The 22552-nt window shown below is 55.1% G+C and carries 17 protein-coding genes; 9 read left to right on the top strand and 8 right to left on the bottom strand.

The features are described 5' to 3' along the window. Positions 1-132: 132 nt before the first annotated feature. Complete coding sequence (locus tag QEH53_RS00945) at positions 133-633, bottom strand: ferritin-like domain-containing protein (protein WP_345785695.1); 501 nt, start codon at positions 631-633, stop codon at positions 133-135. 406 nt (positions 634-1039) lie between these two features. Next, entirely contained in the window at positions 1040-1603 is a 564-nt protein-coding gene (locus QEH53_RS00940; RefSeq protein WP_309021240.1) for an NUDIX hydrolase, read from the bottom strand. A 335-nt stretch (positions 1604-1938) separates the two neighbouring features. Between QEH53_RS00940 and QEH53_RS00935 the strand changes: the two genes are divergently transcribed. Together QEH53_RS00935 and QEH53_RS00930 are read left to right on the top strand one after the other, a co-directional pair. Then, entirely contained in the window at positions 1939-2478 is a 540-nt protein-coding gene (locus QEH53_RS00935) for a DUF1360 domain-containing protein (RefSeq protein ID WP_309021239.1), read from the top strand. 62 nt (positions 2479-2540) lie between these two features. Then, the gene (locus QEH53_RS00930) at positions 2541-3557 is read left to right on the top strand and encodes an SDR family oxidoreductase (protein WP_309021238.1); all 1017 of its coding nucleotides are present in this window, start codon (positions 2541-2543) and stop codon (positions 3555-3557) included. Between the two features lie 75 nt (positions 3558-3632). Here QEH53_RS00930 and QEH53_RS00925 read toward each other — a convergent pair whose 3' ends face one another. From QEH53_RS00925 to QEH53_RS00900, 6 genes are all read right to left on the bottom strand, one after another. After that, positions 3633-5063 (bottom strand): NAD(P)/FAD-dependent oxidoreductase, encoded by a 1431-nt coding sequence (locus tag QEH53_RS00925; protein WP_309021237.1) that lies wholly within the window; start codon positions 5061-5063, stop codon positions 3633-3635. A gap of 12 nt (positions 5064-5075) precedes the next feature. After that, positions 5076-5873 carry an SDR family oxidoreductase gene (locus tag QEH53_RS00920; RefSeq protein ID WP_309021236.1) on the bottom strand — a complete coding sequence of 266 codons (798 nt, stop codon included), beginning with the start codon at positions 5871-5873 and terminating at the stop codon, positions 5076-5078. Between the two features lie 25 nt (positions 5874-5898). After that, positions 5899-6735, bottom strand: a complete 837-nt coding sequence (locus QEH53_RS00915) for a manganese catalase family protein (protein WP_309021235.1) — start codon at positions 6733-6735, stop codon at positions 5899-5901. A gap of 409 nt (positions 6736-7144) precedes the next feature. Next, positions 7145-7438 carry a response regulator gene (locus QEH53_RS00910; protein ID WP_309021234.1) on the bottom strand — a complete coding sequence of 98 codons (294 nt, stop codon included), beginning with the start codon at positions 7436-7438 and terminating at the stop codon, positions 7145-7147. Further along, the gene (locus QEH53_RS00905; protein ID WP_309021233.1) at positions 7429-12213 is read right to left on the bottom strand and encodes a chemotaxis protein CheB; all 4785 of its coding nucleotides are present in this window, start codon (positions 12211-12213) and stop codon (positions 7429-7431) included. The genes QEH53_RS00910 and QEH53_RS00905 overlap by 10 nt, the downstream gene beginning before the upstream one ends. Positions 12214-12287: 74 nt before the next feature. Further along, positions 12288-12644: a hypothetical protein gene (locus tag QEH53_RS00900; RefSeq protein ID WP_309021232.1), complete on the bottom strand. Its 357-nt coding sequence runs from the start codon at positions 12642-12644 to the stop codon at positions 12288-12290. Positions 12645-13536: 892 nt separating this feature from the next. Between QEH53_RS00900 and QEH53_RS00895 the strand changes: the two genes are divergently transcribed. From QEH53_RS00895 to QEH53_RS00865, 7 genes are all read left to right on the top strand, one after another. Next, complete coding sequence (locus tag QEH53_RS00895) at positions 13537-14637, top strand: Gfo/Idh/MocA family oxidoreductase (RefSeq protein ID WP_309021231.1); 1101 nt, start codon at positions 13537-13539, stop codon at positions 14635-14637. Between the two features lie 149 nt (positions 14638-14786). After that, on the top strand, positions 14787-15926 hold the full coding sequence (locus QEH53_RS00890; RefSeq protein ID WP_309021230.1) for an NAD-dependent epimerase/dehydratase family protein: 1140 nt from the start codon (positions 14787-14789) through the stop codon (positions 15924-15926). Continuing rightward, the gene (locus QEH53_RS00885; RefSeq protein WP_309021229.1) at positions 15923-17971 is read left to right on the top strand and encodes an NAD-dependent epimerase/dehydratase family protein; all 2049 of its coding nucleotides are present in this window, start codon (positions 15923-15925) and stop codon (positions 17969-17971) included. Before QEH53_RS00890 ends, QEH53_RS00885 begins: the two co-directional genes overlap by 4 nt. A 2-nt stretch (positions 17972-17973) precedes the next feature. Further along, on the top strand, positions 17974-19002 hold the full coding sequence (locus QEH53_RS00880) for a zinc-binding dehydrogenase (RefSeq protein ID WP_309021228.1): 1029 nt from the start codon (positions 17974-17976) through the stop codon (positions 19000-19002). After that, a complete protein-coding gene (locus tag QEH53_RS00875; RefSeq protein ID WP_309021227.1) occupies positions 18999-20159 on the top strand; it encodes a glycosyltransferase family 4 protein in 1161 nt (386 codons plus the stop codon). The genes QEH53_RS00880 and QEH53_RS00875 overlap by 4 nt, the downstream gene beginning before the upstream one ends. Then, entirely contained in the window at positions 20156-21298 is a 1143-nt protein-coding gene (locus QEH53_RS00870; RefSeq protein WP_309021226.1) for a glycosyltransferase, read from the top strand. The genes QEH53_RS00875 and QEH53_RS00870 overlap by 4 nt, the downstream gene beginning before the upstream one ends. Before the next feature lie 5 nt (positions 21299-21303). After that, a complete protein-coding gene (locus QEH53_RS00865; RefSeq protein WP_309021225.1) occupies positions 21304-22446 on the top strand; it encodes a glycosyltransferase in 1143 nt (380 codons plus the stop codon). The last annotated feature ends 106 nt before the right edge of the window (positions 22447-22552 follow it).

Raw genomic sequence — 22552 nt, 5'->3', positions numbered from 1 at the left:
ATCTGTTGAGCAGGACCGTATTATGATTGCAACTACGCGGTCCAATCTGGAACAGCTGTTCGATCGTCAGAAAAGCGTTGGGGGCTCCCGGCCAGATTAAGTCCGACCGAGAATCCGCAAGGTGCTAGTTGGTTAGGTATGCGACGCTTCCGCTTTTTTGTTCGCGGATTTTAGAGCGGCGGTATTGAGAGTTTCATCCGCCTTCTTTTCCTCTTCCAAGGTTTCCCCTAGCAGTTGTTTGGCTTTGTCGTGGCCCATTTGCTCGGCCCAACTGCACAATGAACCATAGGTCGCGATTTCGTAGTGTTCTATCTTTTGAGCTGCACAGATAATCGCAGCGTCCCCAGCGGGAGTACCTTTGAAATCGGACAACAACTCCTCGGCTTCCGCTATGAGTCCTTTTGTAGCCTGGCAGGTGTTGCGCTTCGGTGATGCGTCAATTGATTCGAACACCTGCTCAAGCCGCGATACGTGGTTTTTTGTCTCTTCAAGATGGTGTTGTAGTCCTTGCTTCAATTCATCGTCTTGTGCGGCATCGATCTTTTTAGGCAACGCTTCCACTATGCGTTGTTCAGCATCGTATACGTCCTGTAGTTGGTCCAAGAATAGTTTGTGAAGTTCAGTATCCATAATTTTAACATGTTTAAGGTTCGCCAGACTTTTTCTGGCAGGTTAATATCGGATCATCTGCATTGCATATGCTATGCCGAAGTACTTCAACACGTTCGGAATTCCACTCCGCTCGAGGGGCTTTTACGGTGGATCGAAGGGTCCTCCGGTTGGATTGAGTCTCTCCTGAGGGATTGAGGTAACGCAATAAACCGTCACTCGATGGAGTTCGGTGCAGCGAGGGAGGCTGCAAAGTGGATTACTCGAATTGCCTAACGCCTCTCCGGAGCTACGGGATAGGGTTAACCTGGTTTACTAGCTGCAGAACACACACTGGCCTGCTTCGATAAAATCATCTGTTCACCCGGCCCTGCTGTGCGAGCTCAGGCGACTGAACTCGCCATCACCTTGCGACTGAACTTGCCGTCACCTAGCGAGTTGGATTGGCGGTTGGCTTCTCTTCAAGATAGGAAAGCGCTAGGTAGTAGCAGGCAATGTGCAAAGCCTGGGTGAAATAGCCGTCCTTGATCTGGGCCTGAAGCTCTTCGCGTGTGGAGAATCCAAATTCGATTTCTTCGCTTTCATCTAGGTTTTGGGCGCTTTGTTGCGACAGGTTTCGCGCGAGAAAGCAGTGCATCTGGTTCGTTTGTCTCGCTGGATTCGCGTGCATCGAACCTATCGGTATCCAATCTTTTGCTACGAAACCGGTTTCTTCTTGGAGTTCGCGTTTTGCGGCTTGAAGTGGCGTTTCTTCGGATTCGACGCAACCGCAGGGAAACTCACTGGAGAAGCGATCGGCCGGATAGCGGTACTGGCGCGTGAGCAAGATGCGGCCATCGTCGTCAATCGCGACTATGTGGGCCCATTCCTTCTCTTCAAGTACGTAGAACGGTTCGATGAGCTGTCCGTTTGGAAGTTCACAGGTATCCGCGTGAAACTTCAGCCATCGGTCATCGATCAACGTTTTTCTTCCTCTGCGTATCCATTTTTTCATAGCGCGGGTCTTTAATGGAAAACAGGCCTGAGGTGCGAGCATAAACAACCGCAGGCAGCCAGACCTTGGTTTGAGTCCGGAAAAGGATCTTGAGAGTGACGCCTGTATTCGAAGATTCTCGAAGTATCTCGCCTTCGTCCATCTCGCCTAGTGTGTTCAGAGACGTTGCGTCCTGCCCCTTGACGACTGCAAAAAACTATTGCCGTCCTATGTTGTTGCGGGGCTGTTGGAGGAATGGCTGATGCACGGAAGTGCTACTTCCATTTGACGAGGTTTTGTAGTGAAGCGATCCCTAAGTTTTTCGGTCGTGGCACAGACTGTGCAGTGTCTAATTCATGACCTCAGAATCGGATCGCAAACCGGTGCCTCGTGGCGGCGAAAGTAAAAAAGGAGTGTATTCAGGATACTCTGACAAGGAGATGCCCATGAAGGGCTACCTTGCCATCTTATTGGGTTTTGCCGGTGCGGCAGTGGCTTATGGCGTCTCCTCGCGACGGAGTCGGCGCCCTTTGCCCGGGGATCTTTCTGCCAAGGACATAGCGCTGATGGGCATAGCCACTCACAAGATAGCACGCATTGCGGCCTACGATGAGGTGACGAGTGCGGTCCGAGCTCCCGTTGCCCGCTGTCCCGAATCGACGGGATCGAGCGAGGTTGTTGAGGAGTCGCGGGGCAGAGGCCTCCAGCGAGCGGTGGGTGACCTGGTTACCTGCGCATGGTGTTTGAGTCCGTGGGTATCTGGCGTATTCATTGTGGGGCACCGATTTTGGCCGCGACAGACGCGATTGGTGGCCGGCTGGTTCACCATCGTATCGGTCTCAGACTTTCTCCACCAAGGATACGTGAAGGCCAAGAAGGCAAGTAAGGATGTCTGAGTGGTGAGATACGGACTGCATTGGAAGCTTGTTCAGCAAGTGTAGAGAGAGGGAGGACTAAAATGAATAGAGACGGGTTTCCGAGAACAGTGGTAATTACAGGAGGGTCTGCCGGAGTCGGTCGAGCGACTGCTAGGGCGTTCGCTTCTGAGGGCTGCAATGTCGGACTTGTCGCCCGAGAGGAAGGGCGCTTAAAGGCAACAGCCCAAGAGGTCGAGTCGCTCGGCGGTAGGGCGTTAGTGGTCGTGGCCGATGTGGCTGTGGCGGAGGAGGTGGAGGCTGCCGCTGCTCGAGTGGAAGCAGTGTTTGGTCCGATCGACGCCTGGATTAACAATGCGATGACATCCGTTTTCGCTTCAGTCGACGACATTACGGAAGAAGAATTCGAGCGGGTCATCGATGTAACGTTTCTCGGTTATGTCTACGGCGCTAAAGCCGCTCTGCGACGTATGAGGCCGAGAAATCGCGGAGTGATCGTTCAAGTGGGCTCGGCCCTGGCCTATCGCGGGATTCCGCTTCAATCCGCGTATTGCTCCGCCAAGCACGCAATACAGGGCTTTACCGACTCTTTGCGTTGTGAGTTGTTGCATGATGGGAGTGCTGTACGGGTTGTGATGGTGCAGATGCCTGCCTTGAACACACCGCAATTTGATTGGGTGCGGTCGCGTCTGCCAAAACGAGCTCAACCCGTGCCGCCAATTTACCAGCCTGAAGTCGCGGCCGATGCATTGGTCTATGCAGCACGTAGAGGAGATCGGGAGATTGTAGTGGGAAGCTCCAGCTGGAAGGCGATTCTATTCAATAAGATGTTTCCGGGAATCGCGGATCGCATGCTCGCCCGCAGTGGCTTTGCGTCCCAACAAACCGAAGAAAACGAGGACGAAGGACGGGAAGACAATCTTTTCGCGCCAGTGCAAGGGCATTTCGATGCCCATGGAGCTTTCGACGATCGCGCTAAGGAGAGAAGCTTAGCATGGACACTGAGCAGGGCCGGCAGTAAACTGGTGATGGGAGCGGGAATGTTAGCCTTGGGCGCGATTGCCACTACTACGTTTCGGCGATGGATGTCGTCTCGGTGAGCCTCTTCCCCCTATGGAAGCATAGATCTAACCCCGTGCCACTTTAGGCGTTTCAGGATCCGCCTTTGACGGAATTCAATCCATCGATCGCGAGACAAAGCGGGCCGCAGCGTAACCGCACATGCCGTGGGCTCCGCCGCCGGGAGGGGTGGATTGGGAGCAAAGGTAAATACGTGGATTTGGCGTGGCGTACGGCACGAAGCGAGCTACCGGCCGGGTGAGGAGCTGGCTAAGCGTATTGGCGCCGCCCGTTATCGCCCCTCCGCAGTAGGAGGAGTTGTATGCTTCGAACTCCTTTGCGTTTCTCGTGTGGCGCGCGACTACACAATCCTTGAATCCGGGAGCGAAGCGCTCGATTTGTTTTTCCAGTTCGACGATGGGAGTCACGTCGGAGTTAAAGGGCACATGGCAATACGCATATCCTGTGTGACTTCCCTCGGGCGCTCGTGTAGCATCGAAATGACTTTGCTGGCATACCAGAACGAAAGGGTTGCTGCATGCTTGCCCCTGCCAAGCTGCGTTTTCGCTGGCGGCGATCTCCTCAAGAGTGCCCCCAAGATGGACGGTTGAGGCGTCGTGGCAGAGCGGGTCGCTCCAGGGGATGGGCTCTGACAAAGCGTAGTCGATCTTGAATACCGCTGGCCCGTAGCGGAAGCGCGCTAGGCGATGTCGGTAACGTGCCGGAAGGTAGTCGCCACAAATTGAGCTCAGTTGCTTGGGAGAGAGATCGAAAACGTAGCGCTTGGCTTCGGGTAAATCGCTAAATGACTGTATCCGTGTGGATAGCTGTAATTTCCCGCCGTGGCTGACGAATGTTTTCGCGAGCGCATCGACGATCGTCTGGCTGCCCCTTTTGGCGATTGGCCATGCGAATTGGCCGCCGGATAGGAGGAAAATCAATCCAAACGCAGCGGTGCCCCAAGCGGTGAGCGGCAGAATCGAATGTGCGGCACAACCGGCAAAGAGGGCCTTCGCACGGGGACCGTCGAAGAGTCGACTCGCGAAAGCTTTGGCAGGCTGGATTCCGCGTAATCCGAAGCGCACGAGGTCGAGAAGATCTTTTCGTGGACATAATGGATCGAGGAGCTGTGGCCCGACACGGGCAAATGTCTCCATCAACGGCTGCACAGATTCATAGAACGTTGTCCTGTCGGCATCATCCAGCCTCTCTGCGGTGAGAGCCTTATCAGGGCTCAACATGACAGCAGGCTGACGATCTAACGGATGGGCGACTGAATGCGGAGGATGTATCCATTTGATACCTACTTCTTCAAGTTTAAGCTGCCGAAAGGCAGGACTCATATAACCCATCGGGTGTACTGCGGAGCATACGTCGTGACGAAAACCCGGCAGCGTCAGCTCCTGTGTCCGACAGCCGCCGCCGATCGTATCTTCCGATTCTATTAGCAAGCAGGATTTGCCTTCGCTCGCTAGAGCGGCTCCAGCTGTAAGCCCGTTGGGTCCGCTGCCGACTATTACGACGTCATACCTGTGTCGGCCCATCATCAGAGGTTCGGGCTACTCGTTCTTGGTGTCTTTCGTCTCGTAAAGCATCTCGTTGAACTTGGCCTGAGTGCTTTCAGGCAGGATACGGCGCAGGAAAGTCAGAGCTTTATTCATTCCCCCCGAAATATGAACGGTTTCACCTTTCATCATCGCATGGTATCCGTTTTTCGCGACTTCGGCGGCACTTTGTTGCATGCTGGCATTTTGACTTACGCGGCTCTCGGATGCGTCTGCCCGATCAAAGAATTCCGTATCCGTTGGGCCAGGACAGAGGCAAGTGATCGTCACTTCACTGTCTTTGATTTCCTCGGCGATCCCTTCGGAAAGCGAGACGACGTAGGCCTTAGTCGCGTGATACACGGACAGTAGGGGACCGGGTTGAAATCCAGCGATGGAGCCGAGATTCAGTACTCGTCCGTGCCCACGTTCGAGGAAAATGGCCAGGTAGAGGTGAGTGAGTTTAGTCAGTGCCTCGATATTTAGGCGGATCACTTCGAGGTGGTCTTCCCATGGAATATCTTGGAAGTCGCCGCGTTGGCCACGACCTGCATTGTTAACAAGGATCTCGATCTCTATATTCCGCTTTTCGAGCTCTTGTTGTAGTGCCTCAGCCGCTCCGGCCTCCGTTAAATCATATGCCAGGCCCAGTGCTGTTACGCCGTGCTTGCGCGCGAGGGTAGACGCTACTTCGTCTACGTGGTTTTCGTCCCGAGAGACGACTATGACGTCGTGCCCGTTCCTAGCGAACTCTTCGGCTAAGGCCTGACCAATGCCAGACGTCGCTCCGGTTATAAGTGCTGTATTACTCATGATATTGATAAGATGCTGGTTTGATCTAGCTTGTCCCTTCCCGTTGTGCCCGCTGATTGGCAGCATTTTCAGGTGGCGGAGATAAATCAGGTTTGTCGCCCCGTGGCTGCATGTGCTCCATGCGAAACTCGCCGCGTCCGTCGATGCTCATCCCTTTGCTCCAGCGTCCTGTAGGCTGTGGAACCGAGTCGTCCTTTCCGGTTGTCATAAAGGTATAACTGACCTCCTGAAGTTCGTCCTCCATCGGATAGTCGTTGGGGATGGGGTGGTTTTTTGGACCGCCCATCTCTTCCCAAGCGGCGAGAAATTGGTTCTGATGCATGGTGTCGCGGGCGATGAGAAAGCTAAGCATGTCTTTCATTCCCGGGTCGTCCGTCATTCGTTGGAGTTGAACGGCTAGCATGCGTCCCGTCGATTCCGCGGTGACATTCGCGAGCATGTCGGCCGCTGCGTTGCCGCTCGCGTAGACGTGGCTGCAGTCGAAGGGAACTCCGTTGCTGTCAACCGGCATTGCCGCCATCACGGTGCCGATTACGTGTTGCACGTTCATACCTCCGAGTTTTGCTGCTACGATTGGATCCTCTGCAGCCTCTTCCATGTCTAGAGGTGCACCTTCAAGGTTGAGCGCTACTGCAGTGGCTAGCATTTCGATATGCCCCATTTCCTCGGTGGCAGTTTCCAGCAGCATGTCGCGGTATCTGCTAGGACCGCGACTACCGAAGGCTTGAAACATGTATTGAAGACAGACGCGTATTTCCCCTTGGATGCCGCCAATGGCCTGCTGTAGGGCCTTTGCGAATACGGGATTTGGTTTCTCGACTCGTACGGGATATTGAAGCTTTCCTCCATCGTGGTAAAACATATTGGTCTTTCTGTTAGCGGTTGATATTGCATGACGGTAGTGTCGATTCAAAAATCGACGACGTTCACGTTCCTGAGTCGGTGGATTGCACTCAGCGCGCCAAACGGAAGAACCTCCTGAAGGTATTTTCTCCGCCGCTGAGAGTAATACTAAAAATGGGGGAGGCTCGGGGTCCGAGCGGCTGCACCCTATATACATTTCGCAGCCTCGCGTGGGCTTATTGGGTTGCTGCAGAGTAAGCCATCGGGACTATCTACTGCCGGCTGTGGCTTGGTAGAGACCGAGGACAGATTGAGGTGGGTTGATAGAACGCCTCTCGGCACGAGAATATCGCCCCTCGCGTTTTCGTCCAAGGGCTGAACGAGCATGTGGCACCATTCGGTGTCAAAACTTCTCTTGTCGGTTAACCCTATTCGCCCTCGCCGTCGGTCAGTGCTCTTTCACCTTCACTATGCGGTGCCCGAGTAGGAGCGGGGGAGTGGGAGCAGCCCGCCTCCTCCGTCTGTCCGATAAGGGCGATTAGCTTCTTAGGATCAGGCGGCTTAACCATGTGGTGATGGAAACCGGCTTCCGTGGTATTTTTGATATCGGCGTCCGTGCCCCTTCCAGTGATAGCGATGAAAACCATGTTTTTGCTCCACGGTTCCTGCTTGATTTTACGGATTGCTTCGCAGCCGCCCATTACGGGCATGCCTAGATCCATGAATACGACCTCAGGCCTGAACGCAGTCGCGGCTTCGATAGCTTTCTCTCCGTTTTCGCGGTACGCACTTCGTGCCCTTGGTGCTCAATATAGAATTTGAACATTTGCCGTATATTGTCATTGTCGTCGGCGACCAAAACCCTCTTTCGAGGAACCTGAGCTGCTGGGATGGACTGAGTTTCTTTGGTATCGTTTTCCTCTTCGGGCAAGGAATCCTCCTCGTCGAGGGCCAGCTCGACAGTGAAGACGCATCCCTTTCCCTCGCCATCGGAGTGGACGGCAATTGTCCCACCGTGCAGCTCGACGATTGACCTGACGAGCGAGAGGCCGATTCCCAATCCAGTCTCGCAGTTTTCGTCGTACCTCTCGATTTGGTTGAACAGGTCGAATATCTTGCCGATTTTGTCAGCCGAGATGCCGATTCCGTTGTCTTTCACCGCGATCGTAGCGGTTGAGCCACTTCGCTGAATAGAGAGCTTTATTTCCCCAGCCTTCGGGGTGTACTTCGCGGCGTTGCCGAGGAGATTTGATAGAACTTGAGCGAGACGATTTGGATCTCCGTTCACATAAGTGGGCTCGCGGGGGAGATCGAGTCGCAATTCATGTTTCGCCTCCTCGATAGACGGTCGAGTTTCCTCGAACGCGCTGCGCACGACTTCGGCGAGGTTTACCCTCTTTTTCTTCAGCTTTAGTTTTCCTTGGCTGATGCGGGATACCTGCAACAGGTCGTCGACGAGCGTGACTAGCTGTCCGCATTGCCGCTCCATCATACCTATTATCTCGTCGAACTGGTCGGTATCCTCGCGAGTTATCCGTAGTAGTTCCAAACCAGTGCGGATAGGTGCCATGGGGTTACGAAGCTCGTGGGCGAGGGTTGCTAGAAACTCGTCCTTGCGGCGATTTTCCGTAGCGATTTCCTCTTGGCGGCGTACATGCTGGATGTAGTCTGCCGCTTGCTGAGCGTAGAGATCGAGTACCCGCAGGTCCGCTTCGTCCGGGCGGCCAACCGCGCCCTTGTGAGTGGTGAGCATACCGAGAAGCGTGCCGTCACGACCCCTGAGGGGGGTGGACTGAACGGAAACAAATCCGGCCTCTTCGGCGAGTTCGCGATAGGGCTCGAATCCCGGGTCTTCGCGTACGTCCTCGATGAAAATGCGTGTGCCAGCTTTATATGCGCGGCCGCAGCATGAGGTGTGGGCAGCATCCACTCGGCCGAACTTCTCCAGAATTCGATCGCTGAAACCTCGCTGAGCGACTAGCCCAAGCTCCCCCGTAGTGGGATCGACTATTCGGGCGGTGCCCATGTCGGCGCCCATTATATCGATGCTCGCATCGAGTGCTTCCTCGAGCACTGAGCTCATCTGGCTTAGGGCGGGAAGCCGTGTCGACAGGGTGTGCAGTCGCGTCATGACGCCGAGCTCTTGGGCAAGGTGGGCCCTGCTATCGCTTAGTTCACGCTCGCCTAGCTTTCGCAGGGTGACGTCGCTCGCGGCACCGATCCACTCGACGAGGTTTCCCGCTTCGTCGAGGATGGGCACGACTCGCGAGAGCGCCCAACCCTCGCATCCGCTCCGGTCTCTTTTCTGATGTTCTAGCTCGAAGACGCTTCGGGTTTCAATCGCTTTGGTGATCGCCGCTTCGACGTCCTCCTGCTCCTCGGGAAGGATGTATTCGTCCAGCCAAGACGAGCTCGAGTCGTTTCCGTCTCTCGATCCGGCTGGAATATCCAGCCGTCGTATGCCTGTCCAATCCGGTTTCATGCAATAGATCTCGTAAGCGCTTGCATTGGCTAGGGCGCGAAATCTCTCGACGCTCTTCCTGAGGTTTGACTCGGCTTTGGATAGATTCGTGATGTCGCTGATGGCGAGCAGGATCGTCCCCGTGTCGGCCATTCGCCTACCGTTGATCAGCAGAAACCGACGTCCGACCCTAGGGAAGTCCAACGTCGTATAGAAGTCGCGAAAGGTGGGGGTTTCGTCGCTTAGGCTTTTGAGGCGACTTCGAAGCAATGGGCTGTCCCAGCATCCGTTTTCAATATCGAACAGCGTTCGGCCGTTTGTTTCGGCTCTGGGAATTTTGAAATGTTCGTGGAAGGTGTCGTTGGTGGTTTGTATCCGGAGATCGAAGGTGAGTACCATCAGCGGCTCCGGCAAAGTCTCCACGATGCGTTCGGCGAAGATGCGGGCGTCGCGGATCTTCAGTTCGATATTTCTGCGTTCAGTGATATCGACGAAAGTGATCACGACGCCCTCGATGCGGTCCTCCACGCTTCGATAGGGCATGAGCCGAGTGAGGAACCACTTCCCGGATTCGCTCTCAACGGTGCGCTCGACGGAGATGAGTTTCGCGACGACTTGGCGGGCGTCCTCCTGCAGCTTATCGTAGCCTATCCGATGCGTGATGTCTGAGAGGGGACGACCTTGGTCGATGTTCCTCATGTTAAACAGCTCCCCGATATTTGGGGTGAAGCGCTGTATCCGAATTTCTCTGTCGAGAAACAGAGTCGCGATATCGGTCGCCGCGAGCAGATTTTGCAGATCTCCCGTCAGCTGATCCAATTCCTGCACCTTGTACTGGTTCTCCTGATTCATCGTTTGGAGTTCCTCGTTTGTGCTCTGCAGCTCCTCTTTGCTGGTTTCCAGTTCTTCGAGCGTTGACCGCAGCTCCTCGTTCATCGATTGAAGCTCTTCGTTGGCGGCGTTCATGCCTTCTTTACTGATCTCGTGCTCCTCGACGATGGACTGCAGCATCTGCTGCGTGTATCCGAGTTCGGACCTGCTTTCTTGTGAGGCGGCTTGCTCCGCTCCGGAGCCGGGCTCGCGCTTGTCCTTGTCTGCGGCGCCGCTTTCAGCTGCCTCCATGTTCACCTCGAATAAGACGAGCACGAAACCAGCTAACTTTTCGCCGGTCGCGGGCTGGACGCTGATGACGACCTGCATTGCCGAATCCTTATCTTCGGTAGGCAGTTCGACGGGCTTGGAGCGGACGAGCTCTTCCGTCTCGCGAGCACGGAAAAGGGCCGCTCTCAATTCGCCGCACAGTTCGTGTCGGACTAGCTTGAATACGTTAGTGGATGGCTCTCCGCTCGAGTGGCGGAGAAAAGCTCCGGCATTATCCGAAAGGTACGTGGCTTTGTCCTCAGGGCTCACCAGCACGTTTGGCGGAGAGTAGCGCTCCAACAGCGACTTTTGTAGTTCGCTGAAGGCGATCGGCTTGTTGGACTTTTTCTCCCATCCGCCGTCTGCGGACAGCTTTGTTTGAGCGAAAGGGAAGACGGGAAGCCGTGGTTCTAGGGCCGCAACTTTGCGCTTACGGAACACGCAGTGCCGTTTGCTGGTGGTTCGGAACAAATCATCGCTCGCAAGGCTTTCGGAAGTGCCGAGCAGGAGGAAACCATCTGTTCGAAGGGCGTAGTGAAAGAGCTCCACAATGTCTCGTTGGATCGCCCGCTTGATATAGATGAGCATGTTGCGGCAGGAAATCAGGTCGACGCGCGAGAAGGGAGGATCGCCAAGCAGATTGTGCGGGGTGAACACGATCATATCTCTTAGCGCCTTTTGGACACGGTAACCTCCGTCCACCTTAGTGAAGTGCCGGTTGAGCTGGTCCGCTGGTATGATGGTATCGATATCGCCTGAGTAAAAGCCTTCTCGGGCTCGCTTGAGTGAGCGTTCGTGTAGGTCTGAAGCGAATATCTGGATACGCTGAGTGGCGTCGCGCCGCTTCGCTTCCTCGTGGAAAAGTATCGCCAGTGTGTAGGCCTCCTCTCCGGACGCGCACCCCACGCTCCACACTCTAATCTCTTCGTCGGTCTGGCGATTATCGAAGATGTTGGGGATCACTTTTTCCTTGAGATGGGCGAACACTTTCGGATCCCTGAAGAAGCTGGTCACGGTGACCAACATGTCCTCCGCGAGGGCGTGGGCTTCGTAGGGCTCCTCGTTCAGTGTCGTCAGGTAGTCGGCGAGGTCGTCGATACCCCTCAGTTGCATGCGGCGTTCGATGCGCCGCAAGATGGTAGAGATCCTGTAGTTGCTGAAATCCCGGTTTGTGCGCGAGGCCACTAGGCTGAAAAGGCGCTGAAGGATTTGCTGTTCTTGCGGTACCATCTCCTCGCCCTCGTTTTCTTTCGTCGGGAGGTTCGGCTCGGTGTTGGCGAGCCTCATGACAGCGGCGGGTATCTCCTGTAGGGGAAGGACGAGGTCTACCAAACCTGTGGAGATGGCACTTCGCGGCATGCCTTCATACTCCGCGTCGCTTGGATCCTGTACGATGGTGAGCCCTCCCTGTTCCTTGATCTCCTTTATGCCGAGAGAGCCGTCTCCGCCGGTACCGGTTAGGATGATGCCGATGGAGTTGCCGTCGTGTGTCGTGGCAAGGGTGCGGAAGAAGTGGTCAATAGTTGCTCGATCACCAGGTTTCCTCTCTAGCGGCGCGAGCCTTAGGTGGGTATCGATTGCCTCCAACTGGGCGTTGGGCGGGATTACGTAGGCGTGGTTGGGTAGTATGGGCGTCGTCTCTCGGATCTGCTGAACTTTAACCGGAGAGTTCTTTTGTAGCAGTTCAGCGAGATGGCTCTTGTGCTGGGGAGAGAGGTGGATGACGACCACAAACGCCAATCCGCTATCGGCAGGAAACGCTTGGAACATAGCTCTCAACGCACTCAAACCACCTGCGGACGCGCCGATTCCCACAATGGCCTTTGGGGTCTTGGAGGGTTCGTCTGCTGAAGGGAGTGTGGCAACGGTTGGTTCCGCCTTTGAGTCGGATGACATGAGCTTAGTGGGGTTAACAGTTTAAGAGAGAGGATTCCTTGCCTAGAGAGAGCACAGTGACCGAGAGGCAAGTGCTAGGGGCAAAGCGGTAGCCTCTTTCGCCCGACGGCGGTGGTTGATCTGTGCATTAGCTCCTTGCCGATAGTGCGAGGGAGTTGTGAAATGGCAGCAGCCTCGGACAGGCCCAATGTGCCGACTGCTTTAGCTTCGGGCCGATCTGAGACAGAAGGAAAGGGATATAAGGTACTTGGATCCTTTCCTCGTTGCAATGTGTAGATTACCTTCACGAGGACATAGGCTAGCAACTCGAAGTCGTCCACGCGGATGCACTCTGCTTGATCGCAGACTTGAAGCAACATGACGGCTATACAGCCGAGGACGACGTCGCCTCTACATCTGCCGCTGACACCAGCCACGAACATATTGCTCATATCCCGTCTACTCCCGCAGTCCGGATATCGTGGAAATATTTACTTGGGTTGTTCAGGGAGGTGTGTCTCGGAAAAAGCAATTCGTTAAATCTCTTTGGTGCGGCCGTCTCGTACAGGATTACGTTTGTTTGCGTCGGTGCTGTGTAATGCGTCGAGTTTCAGATCTCGCGTCCTAACTTTGGCGAAGCTATTCGAGGAGTGAGTGACTCAGTTGGTAGGTTATGAGCCATTGATGTCGCACTTCTGCAACATTCGTGCCATGTGGAGTAGTTCAAATAGAAGGAGAGTGAACATGCAGAGAACGGAGCTACTCAATGCCGGTGTCAAAAATCACGTGCATGCTAAGCTGCATATGGAAGAGTATGGGCAATTATACAACTATGATTAGCCAATACTCTCGGCACGCGGGAAATGATATTACGGATTATACTACGGCAATACGCGTACGGCCGTCCGATCATTTTTGGTATAGCCTTTCCGCGGGCGGGAGCAAAATGCAGAAGTTGTTTCCCTGAGAAAGCGAAATGCATCGAGCCAAGGCTAGGACCTGTTCGTTAATTCTCTCTCGGTCGAACGAGGTGAAAGTTGGTGCGGGCCTGTAGGCACGAGCTTGTTGGATGTACAGCAGCGGAAGATTGGAAGGACCCAGGCGAGTCTGGTGGAATTTTTGAAGATGGACCGGCCTCTTTACAAGATATCGATAGATACGTGCAAAATTTGGTGCGTGAGGACATGCAGTGAGGAAGCTCGGCACTTACAGGTTTTGTGAAACAGATGCGTAAGGTGGCCGTCCGGCTGTTGTTTCTATCGCAAACCTTTCGAGTTGGCTGATGTCTCGAGCGATCCCTGTTGGTACGAGATTAGCAGCAGCAGGAAGCCTTACTAACAGCTCATGATAAGAATCGGAATCATTGGAACGGGAGGGATGGGAAATCAGCACGCGTTGCGTTTCTCTAGGATGAAGAGGGTGGAGGTTGTTTCTGCCTGCGATGTGAACCGGACTCGGGTCGAAACGTTCTGTGCGGAGCACTCAATCGGCCACGCCTACTGCAGCGCTAGGGACCTGCTGGCCGGTCAGCCGGTGGACGCGGTCTCTGTTGCGACCCCTGATGCTATGCATGCCTCGATAGCGCTTCTAGCGATCGAAAAGGGGAGGCATGTTCTATGCGAGAAGCCCTTGGCCACAAGCTATGAGGATGCGGCTCGGATGCGAGACGCCGCTCATGCGGCAGGAGTCATCAACATGGTGAACTTCACATACCGCGACAGTCCGGCCCTGCAGGCAGCAGCTAAGCTTGTGGCCTCCGGGGAGCTCGGAGTGGTGCGACATGTGCACGCCCATTACCTGCAGAGTTGGCTTGCTCAAGATGAATGGGGATACTGGAGAGAGTCTCCAACGTGGCTTTGGCGCTTGTCGAAAAAACATGGAAGCATGGGGGTGCTCGGAGATGTGGGGGTGCACATTCTAGACTTTGCCTCGATGCCGCTCGGCGGGATCTCGTCGGTGCGCTGCACGCTTAAAAGTTTCGAAAAAGACCGAACGGGCGTGGCTGACGACTATGACTTCGAAGCGAACGACAGTGCAGCGATTACGGCGGAGTTTGAGAACGGAGCAATCGGTGTAATCCACACGACGAGGTGGGCGGTTCCTCATCTGAACTCTCTCCGGCTAAACCTCTACGGAGATAAGGGATCAATCGAACTAGATCTTGATCGATCTGCTAACGAATTGTTGATCAGTCGCAATGTAGGAAGGAAGTGCGGTGATTGGGAGCATTTGCGATGCGATGCGACTCCGAGCATTTTCGAGCGTTTTATAACGGGCATTCGCAGCGGCGAACAGGATCAGCCGGACTTTGCGCGAGGAGCTCTCATTCAGAGTGCATTGGAGGCGTGCGAAGTTTCCTCTGCTATGGATCGAACGGTACGTGTAGGAGAAAATGGATACAGCGTTCCGTCGGATGCCACCCCTGAGAGACCCCCTGTTTTATAAGAAATACCAAGGCGATTAGTAATAGCAGAATGCAGCTGCAGCTATGCGTTTTGCTGCTAGGTTGTGTTGGGTTGTCGCAGCTATCTATTGTTTTCGCTGGAGCAGGAGCCCACTCCGGCAGTTGGCGCGGGAGATGCAGTGGCTGGCTCATGCCGAACTTGAATCAATCCAGAGAACTTGTTTTGATAACAGGAGGAGCCGGTTTTATTGGCTCACATTTGGCGGACGAGCTGCTTGCAGCAGGTTACCGTGTCCGTGTTCTTGACCACTTGGACAAGCAGGTTCATCCCGAGGGTACGCTTCCTAAATACTTGGATCCTGCAGTCGAATTCGTGGCGGGAGATATTCTTGATATTGAAGCTCTTAAGCGGGCTTTGGAAGGTGTCGACTTCGTTTACCATTTTGCCGCCAAGGTGGGCGTTGGTCAGAGCATGTATCGAATAAGGGAATACACTGAGGTGAATGCCCTTGGCACTGCTGTCCTATTGGAGGCGTTACTTGAGAATCCAGTGAAGAAACTGATCGTGGCTTCAAGTATGAGCGTGTATGGAGAGGGGTCCTACGTGGACGGGACAGGCCAGTCGGCATTTCCAAAGCAACGGAGGGAAAACCACTTTACCCAGCACAACTCTTGGGACTTCAGGGGAGAGGGCAGCGAAACGCTTAAGCCGGAGCCCACTGCGGAGTCTAAGCCGTGTTTGCCCGCGTCGATGTATGCGCAGGGCAAATACGACCAGGAGCGAATGTGCCTGATTTTCGGTGAGGCTTATGATATTCCAACAGTTGCCATGCGGTTCTTTAATGTTTACGGGCCGCGACAGGCCCTGTCGAATCCCTATACTGGCGTCCTGGCTATCTTCGCTTCTCGCCTGATGAACGGACGAGCGCCTTTGATTTTCGAAGATGGCGAGCAACGGCGCGATTTCGTTCACGTGAAAGATGTCGCTTGTGCCTGCCGGCTGGCACTGGAAACGGAGGCCGCTCGCAACTGCGTGGTCAATGTGGGATCCGGTGAACAGCGTAGCATACGACAGATCGCGGAAGCCATCATAGCGGCGATGGGACGGAAAGGCGAAATCGAGCCGGAAATCACTGGAAGATTCCGGGCGGGTGACGTGCGTCATTGCTACGCTGATACGACGCTAGCCCGGCATTTGCTGGAGTACCGACCAAGGGTGAATTTTCATGACGGCCTAGTTGAACTGGTAGGATGGCTCGAGGGTCAGATAGCCATCGATCGAGTAGAGGACGCCCAGCGAGAACTGACAACAAGAGGATTGGCGAAATGAAGGGCGAGGTGAGCTACGAGGAAGGAGCGGTCGAGTTGCTAGAGAGCCGAGCAGGGTTCTGCGAATGGTTTCGAGTGGGCGAGCGAGCTCGTGCCGAAAGGGCGGTCGCCGACTTGCAACGCCTTGGAGTGCGACGGCTCCGGTTTGGAGTTTCGTGGGCAGACTATTTTCGCGAGGGCGGACCCGCTTGGTACGACTGGCTGATTCCGTTTCTTGCTTCGCACCTCGAGATACTGCCTTGTTTTACCTACACCCCGCCATCTTTGGGCATAGAGCCCAGTACGGCGTCGCCGCCAAGAGATCCAAAGGCGTACGCGGATTTTATGGACACGGCACTGGACCGCTACGGCGAGCATTTCGAGTGGGTGGAGTTGTGGAACGAGCCGAACAACCTGAATGACTGGGATTTTCGCTTGGATCCTCATTGGGAGATCTTTTCCGACATGATCTCAAAGGCCGCCTATTGGTGTCAAAAGCGTGGATACAAGACTTTGATGGGAGGAATGGCGGAGACGAACGCTTCTTGGCTGGCCATGATTGGCGACCGGGGCGTACTCCAGCATTTCGATGCGATTGGGGTGCATGGATTTCCCGGGACTTGGGACTTCGTAGGTTTCACTTGGGAGCGTAACGTAGAGAATGCTCGGGAAACGCTGCATCGCTATAACCCTAACGCGGAGGTCTGGGTGACGGAGGCGGGGTATTCTACTTGGCGTCACGACGAGCGCGAGCAGGTGAACCACTTGCTGGAGATCCTGAGACTGCCTGTTGAGCGCAGCTACATCTACCAACTTCACGATTTGCACCCGGACGAGCCGCATCAAGATGGCCTGCGTGAGGATGTGAAGCATTATCACTTTGGCGTTAAGACAGCGGAGGGCGAACCGAAGCTGGCGTTTCGATTGTGGGAAGAAGGAGGCGTAGCAAACCTTGTCGACTTCGCTCGGACAATGGATCGACCCTTTCATATTGGCCGGGAATCGGGAGAGCGACCAGCAGTTATATTTGGCGGAGCGGGATTCGTGGGAACCAACGTGGCGGATCGACTCTGCAGTGCCGGGACCAAGGTGCGGATATTTGACAATTTGTCGCGGGCTGGCGTGGAGAAGAATCTGGCGTGGCTACTAAACCGCTATCCTGAGCAGGTTGAAATAGACCTGCGCGATATCCGCGATCCTCAAGCGGTCAAGGCGGCGGTGGCGGATGCGTCTTGTGTGTTCCAGCTGGCTTCACAGGTGGCAGTGACCACGAGCCTATTGCGACCTCAGGAAGACTTTACGGTGAACGCTTGCGGGACCTTCAATCTGCTCGAGGCTCTGCGGACAACCAACCCGGTTCCGCTCTTATTTACCTCGACGAACAAGGTCTACGGTGGTCTCGACTCGATTCCTCTTAAGAAGCAGGAAACCCGGTACACCCCGGAGTCTGTAAAGTTCGAAGCCTTCGATGAAAGCTTTCCGTTGAACTTCTGCAGTCCCTATGGCTGTTCGAAAGGTACCGCCGACCAGTACGTGCTTGATTACGCACGGAGCTACGGACTGCCCGCGACGGTTTTCAGGATGAGCTGCATTTACGGGCCGCACCAATGGGGAACCGAGGACCAGGGATGGGTCGCGCATTTCATCAACAATGCTCTCAAGGGCGAGCCAATCTCAATCTACGGAGACGGCAGGCAGGTTCGCGACGTGCTCTACGTCGACGATCTGGCAGACGCTATGGCCAAGGCTGTGGATAACATCGAGTCGATCTCAGGAGAGGCGTTCAACGTTGGAGGTGGAGTGCGAAGCACACTAAGCTTGTTGGAGCTAGTGGATCTCCTGCAGGAGAATCTTGGACTTAAAGTCGAGCTGCGCTTCAGCGATTGGCGAGAGTGCGACCAACGTTACTATGTTTCGGATACTAGCAAGTTGGAGTCCTCCCTTGACTGGCGTCCACAAGTCGCACCCGCGGACGGTGTCCGAAACCTCTGTGAGTGGCTGGAGCGGAACGTTCGACCTAGAGGGCGAAGTTTCGTGGCAGAAAAGAGAGAACAAACCTTTGTCTAAAGATGAGTGAAACTAGCGTAGACGTTTTAGAGCGGTTCAACTCATCCACACCCTCGAAAAGACTCGCTGCCAAACTGATAGCACCGCGGAAGTGGACTGTGGAAGAGTCACCGATTCCTGATCCTGCTGTCGGTGAAGTTCGGATGCGTATGCTGGGTTGCGGAGTTTGCGTTTCCGGTCTGCCCATGTGGCAGGGACGCGATTGGTTCACTTACCCGATTGAGCCCGGCCAGCTGGGACACGAAGGCTGGGGAATCGTGGAGGCCTTCGGTGAGCATGCTGAAACTTCAGGGCTAAAGCTCGGGGATCGGGTCGCATTTTTGGCAGATGGTTCCTATGCCACCTATGTTTGTGTTGCCGCTTCTGAGGTGATCGCATTGCCAGCAGAATTGGAGGATCGTCCCTTTCCGGCGGAACCTGTCGGTTGTGCGGTAAACGTGTTTCGGAGGAGCGGTATCAAAAAAGGAGATACGGTTTTAATCGTGGGCTTGGGCTTCTTGGGGTGTTTGTTGCTTCAGCTTGTCAAAGACGCCGGAGCCAAAGCGGTTTGCGTGACATCGCGTCCGTTTGTCCGACGGTTGGCTGACGAACTGGGAGCTTACGTCACGGTGCCGATGGCCGAAGCCTGGAAGGTTAGGGAATCGCTGGAGAGAGAAGGTTTATCGGAATTCCCCGTGGTGATGGAATGCACCGGCTATGCTGGCGGGTTGAACGTAGCGAGCGAGTTTGTCGCCGAACGGGGTCGGCTCGTTATTGCAGGTTACCATCAAGACGGGCTGCGAGAAGTGAACATGCAGCAGTGGAATTGGCGTGGCATCGATGTAATCAACGCCCATGAGCGGGCGCCCGATGTTTACACGGAGGGGATGCACGAAGGCATTCGTCTCGCGGCTGGTGGAGCGTTGTCTTTGGATCGATTGCTGACACACCGGTATCCTCTCGAAAGGATCAACGAAGCGTATCAAGATCTCGAGGACAGGCCAGATGGGTTTGTGAAAGGTTGGATCGACTTGGAGGGGACTGAGCCGTGAGAGGCCCTGATAGCGGAGTGCTTAGCGGCAATGGCCGGCCTGAAGGCCTGCGGGTTCTGATGGTGAGCGACACTGTGGGAGGGGTCTGGACCTATTCAATCGAGCTGTGTCGCGCTTTTGGAGAACAAGGTGTGGAGGTGTTGTTGGCCGCTGTGGGGGACTCGATCACACCAGCGCAAACGAGCGAAGTGGATCGCCTGAAGGGGGCAACGCTATTGTACAAGAAAGCGAAGCTTGAGTGGATGGAGGAACCTTGGGACGACGTTGAAAAGACCGTGCACTGGTTACAGGAACTTGAGGATGGATTCCGTCCCGATGTCATCCATCTAAACCAGTACTGCTACACTTCGACTGGCTTTTGTTCGCCTACATTGGTGGTAGCTCACTCTTGCGTTTACTCTTGGTACGAAGCAGTACGAGAGGGCCGCCCAGGAGCGGAGTGGGATGAGTATCAGCGGAGAATCGCAGCCGGAATGGCGGGCGCGACGGCAGTGACCGGTATCTCCGAGTCGTTGCTAGATGGCCTTGAGAAATGGTATGGTTCGTACCGGCGTTTGCCGGCCGTAGGAAACGGTAGGAACGTCGAGGCCATCCGACCCGCTCCAAAGCAACCCTATATCCTTACGGCCGGTCGGGTATGGGATGAGGCTAAGAACATTGCGGTACTCTCGGAGGCTGCCAGGAACGTCGAGTGGCCTATTCGAGTGGCGGGTGAGTCCGTTTCGCCCAACGGTAACGCTTCCCCGGATTGTTCGAACCTTGAGCTGCTGGGTCAACTGAGCCGTGAGGAAATGTCTTCGGCTATGGAGCAAGCTTCGGTATACATTTGTCCGGCTCTGTACGAACCCTTTGGTCTAGCGGTGTTGGAGGCGGCAGCGGCAGGCTGTGCACTCATTCTAGCGGATATTCCATCATTGCGGGCCAATTGGGAAGGCGCGGCACTCTTCGTGCCACCGCGGAGCGAGCGGTGCTGGACGAACGCCGTTCAGCAGTTGGTTGACGACGAGATCAAGCTCTCCCGTTTCGGCGAGCTAGCACGGGAGAGAGCGGTGTCTTCGCGTTTCAGTGCCAGTTCGATGGCGGAATCATATCTGAAATATTACTACAATATCATTTCGGAATCCGGTGCATCTAGGACGGCCCAATTTGCTTTATGAAATTCGTTTTGTTTTATCATTCGCTCTTATCCGACTGGAACCACGGCAACGCGCATTTTCTGCGCGGCGTCGTCAAGGACCTGGCGCGTCGGGGGCACGAGGTCCTCGTGCTGGAACCCGCTGACGGCTGGAGCCGAAAGAATCTCATCGAAGATGCAGGAGGCGATATGCTATCCGAAATAAATGAGGCTGTTGGGCTACAAGGACTTTGGCGAACCTATGATCCCCAGGGCTTCGATCCAGCACCGTGGATTGAAGCTGCGGATGTGGTGCTGGTGCATGAGTGGAACGAGCCGGAACTAGTCGCTAAGGTCGGTGCGGCGAGACGGTTCAATCAAGAGGTGCGTATCTATTTCCATGATACGCATCATCGGGCAGTGAGTGCTCCGGAGGAAATGAACCGTTATGACTTGTCGTATTACGACGGAGCCTTGGTTTTTGGAGAGTCACTAAAATATCAATACAGAGATCGAGGATGGTCAAATCAGGCATGGGTCTGGCACGAGGCGGCGGATACGACGTGGTTTTATCCTCGGGCACCGCTCAAGGAGCGAGAGGGAGCGGTCTGGATCGGAAACTGGGGCGATGATGAGCGCTCGGAAGAATTGGATGCCTACCTGCTCGGCCCAATTTCGGAGCTCGGCATTCGCGGACGTGTCTACGGGGTGCGTTATCCAAAGGAGGCGAAGGCCGCCCTCAAGGCCCGAGGCTTGGAGTACCGCGGATGGCTGCCAAATCACGCTGCTCCGGAAGTCTTTAGCAAGTACCAGCTGACGGTGCACGTTCCGCGTCGCTTCTATACGCAGATGCTGCCAGGCATCCCTACGATCAGAGTCTTCGAAGCACTGGCGTGCGGAATCCCACTCGTCTGCGCGCCATGGGACGACGCGGAGGGGCTGTTCTCGCCGGGAGAGGATTATTTGACGGCAAGGGATAGCCGAGAAATGCGAGAAGCGATGGCGGCAATCATCAACGATCCCGTTTTGGCACGCAGGTTAAGCCAGTGCGGCCTCGAGACGATCAAGAAGCGTCACACCTGCGTCCATCGCGTGGACGAGTTGCTTAGCATCTGCGGAGAGGCGCCGAGCGGACTCGGACTAGAATCACAACGCTCAAACCTTTCAGCAGCACAATCGTAATGCCTATGCAACCTACAGTATCTAACCATCAAGAGCGTCCGCTGTCTGGCGAGCGGCGAACCCATTCAATCGCTTTTTTTGGCTCGAGCTTAGTGTCGGCCTACTGGAACGGAGCGGCCACCTACTTCCGGGGTATGATAAAAGAACTCCACCGCCGAGGGCATCGGATTACCTTTTACGAACCGGACGCCTTCGAACGCCAGGATCATCGAGACATGGACGAGGTGCCGTACGCCCGCAGCGACGTGTATCCAGTGGAGGATGACAACAGCGAATTGGAAAGGCGCTTGGAGGAGGCGTCCCTGGCGGATGTGGTCGTCAAGGCGAGCGGCGTGGGAGTCCGCGACGAGTATTTAGAGTCGCGCGTTCTCAAATTGAGACGTGGTCAAACGCGCATTTTTTGGGACGTCGACGCTCCGGCGACATTGGCCCGGATGGAGGAGAATCCGGACGATCCCTTTCACCAGTGCCTTCCGTGCTATGATTGCGTTTTCACCTACGGAGGCGGTGCACCGGTAGTCGAGCGTTACGAAGCGATGGGGGCGCGCAAGTGCGTTCCTATCTACAATGCGCTCGATCCAGAGACACACTTCGCGGTGGAACCCGAAGAACGATTCCGCAGTTCGCTCGCGTTCGCGGGCAATCGACTGCCGGACCGAGAGGAGCGGGTTCTTGAATTTTTCTTCGGCGCGGCTCGCAACGCCCCTGACGACTCGTTCCTTCTGGCGGGTAACGGTTGGCAGGAAAACGCTCCTGTACTGCCGAACGTGAAGAAGATCGGCCACCTTTACACCAAGGACCACAACGCTTTCAACCGTACGGCTAAAGCGGTGCTGAACGTGTGCCGTGAGAGCATGGCCAAAAACGGCTATTCGCCGCCCACCCGTTTCTTCGAAGCCGTCGGAGCGGGTGGCTGTTTGATCACTGATGCCTGGGAGGGCATCGAGGAGTTTCTGAACCCTGGCGAGGAGTGCTTAGTGGCACGTGACGGAAATGAGGTCGCGGAATTTGTGAAGAGCCTGACCTGGGACGAATCCGTACGCATGGGCGAGCGGGCGCGGCTAAAACTGCTTGAGAAGCACACCTATGCGCACCGGGCTTTGGAGGCCGAGCGAATGCTCGACTTTCTTGTGGACCGTTCAATCTAGATGGATTTTTAAATGAGCTCGTCGTCTGACCCAACCACCTTCTTTTTTATCGGGCTATCGCTTTCATCCTCTTGGGGTAATGGTCATGCCACTACGTTTCGATCAT

It is taken from the genome of Pelagicoccus sp. SDUM812002 (assembly GCF_031127835.1).
Classification (GTDB): domain Bacteria; phylum Verrucomicrobiota; class Verrucomicrobiia; order Opitutales; family Opitutaceae; genus Pelagicoccus.
The sequence above is the reverse complement of the archived record's forward strand: the minus strand, read 5'-3'. Positions and strand labels throughout refer to the sequence as shown.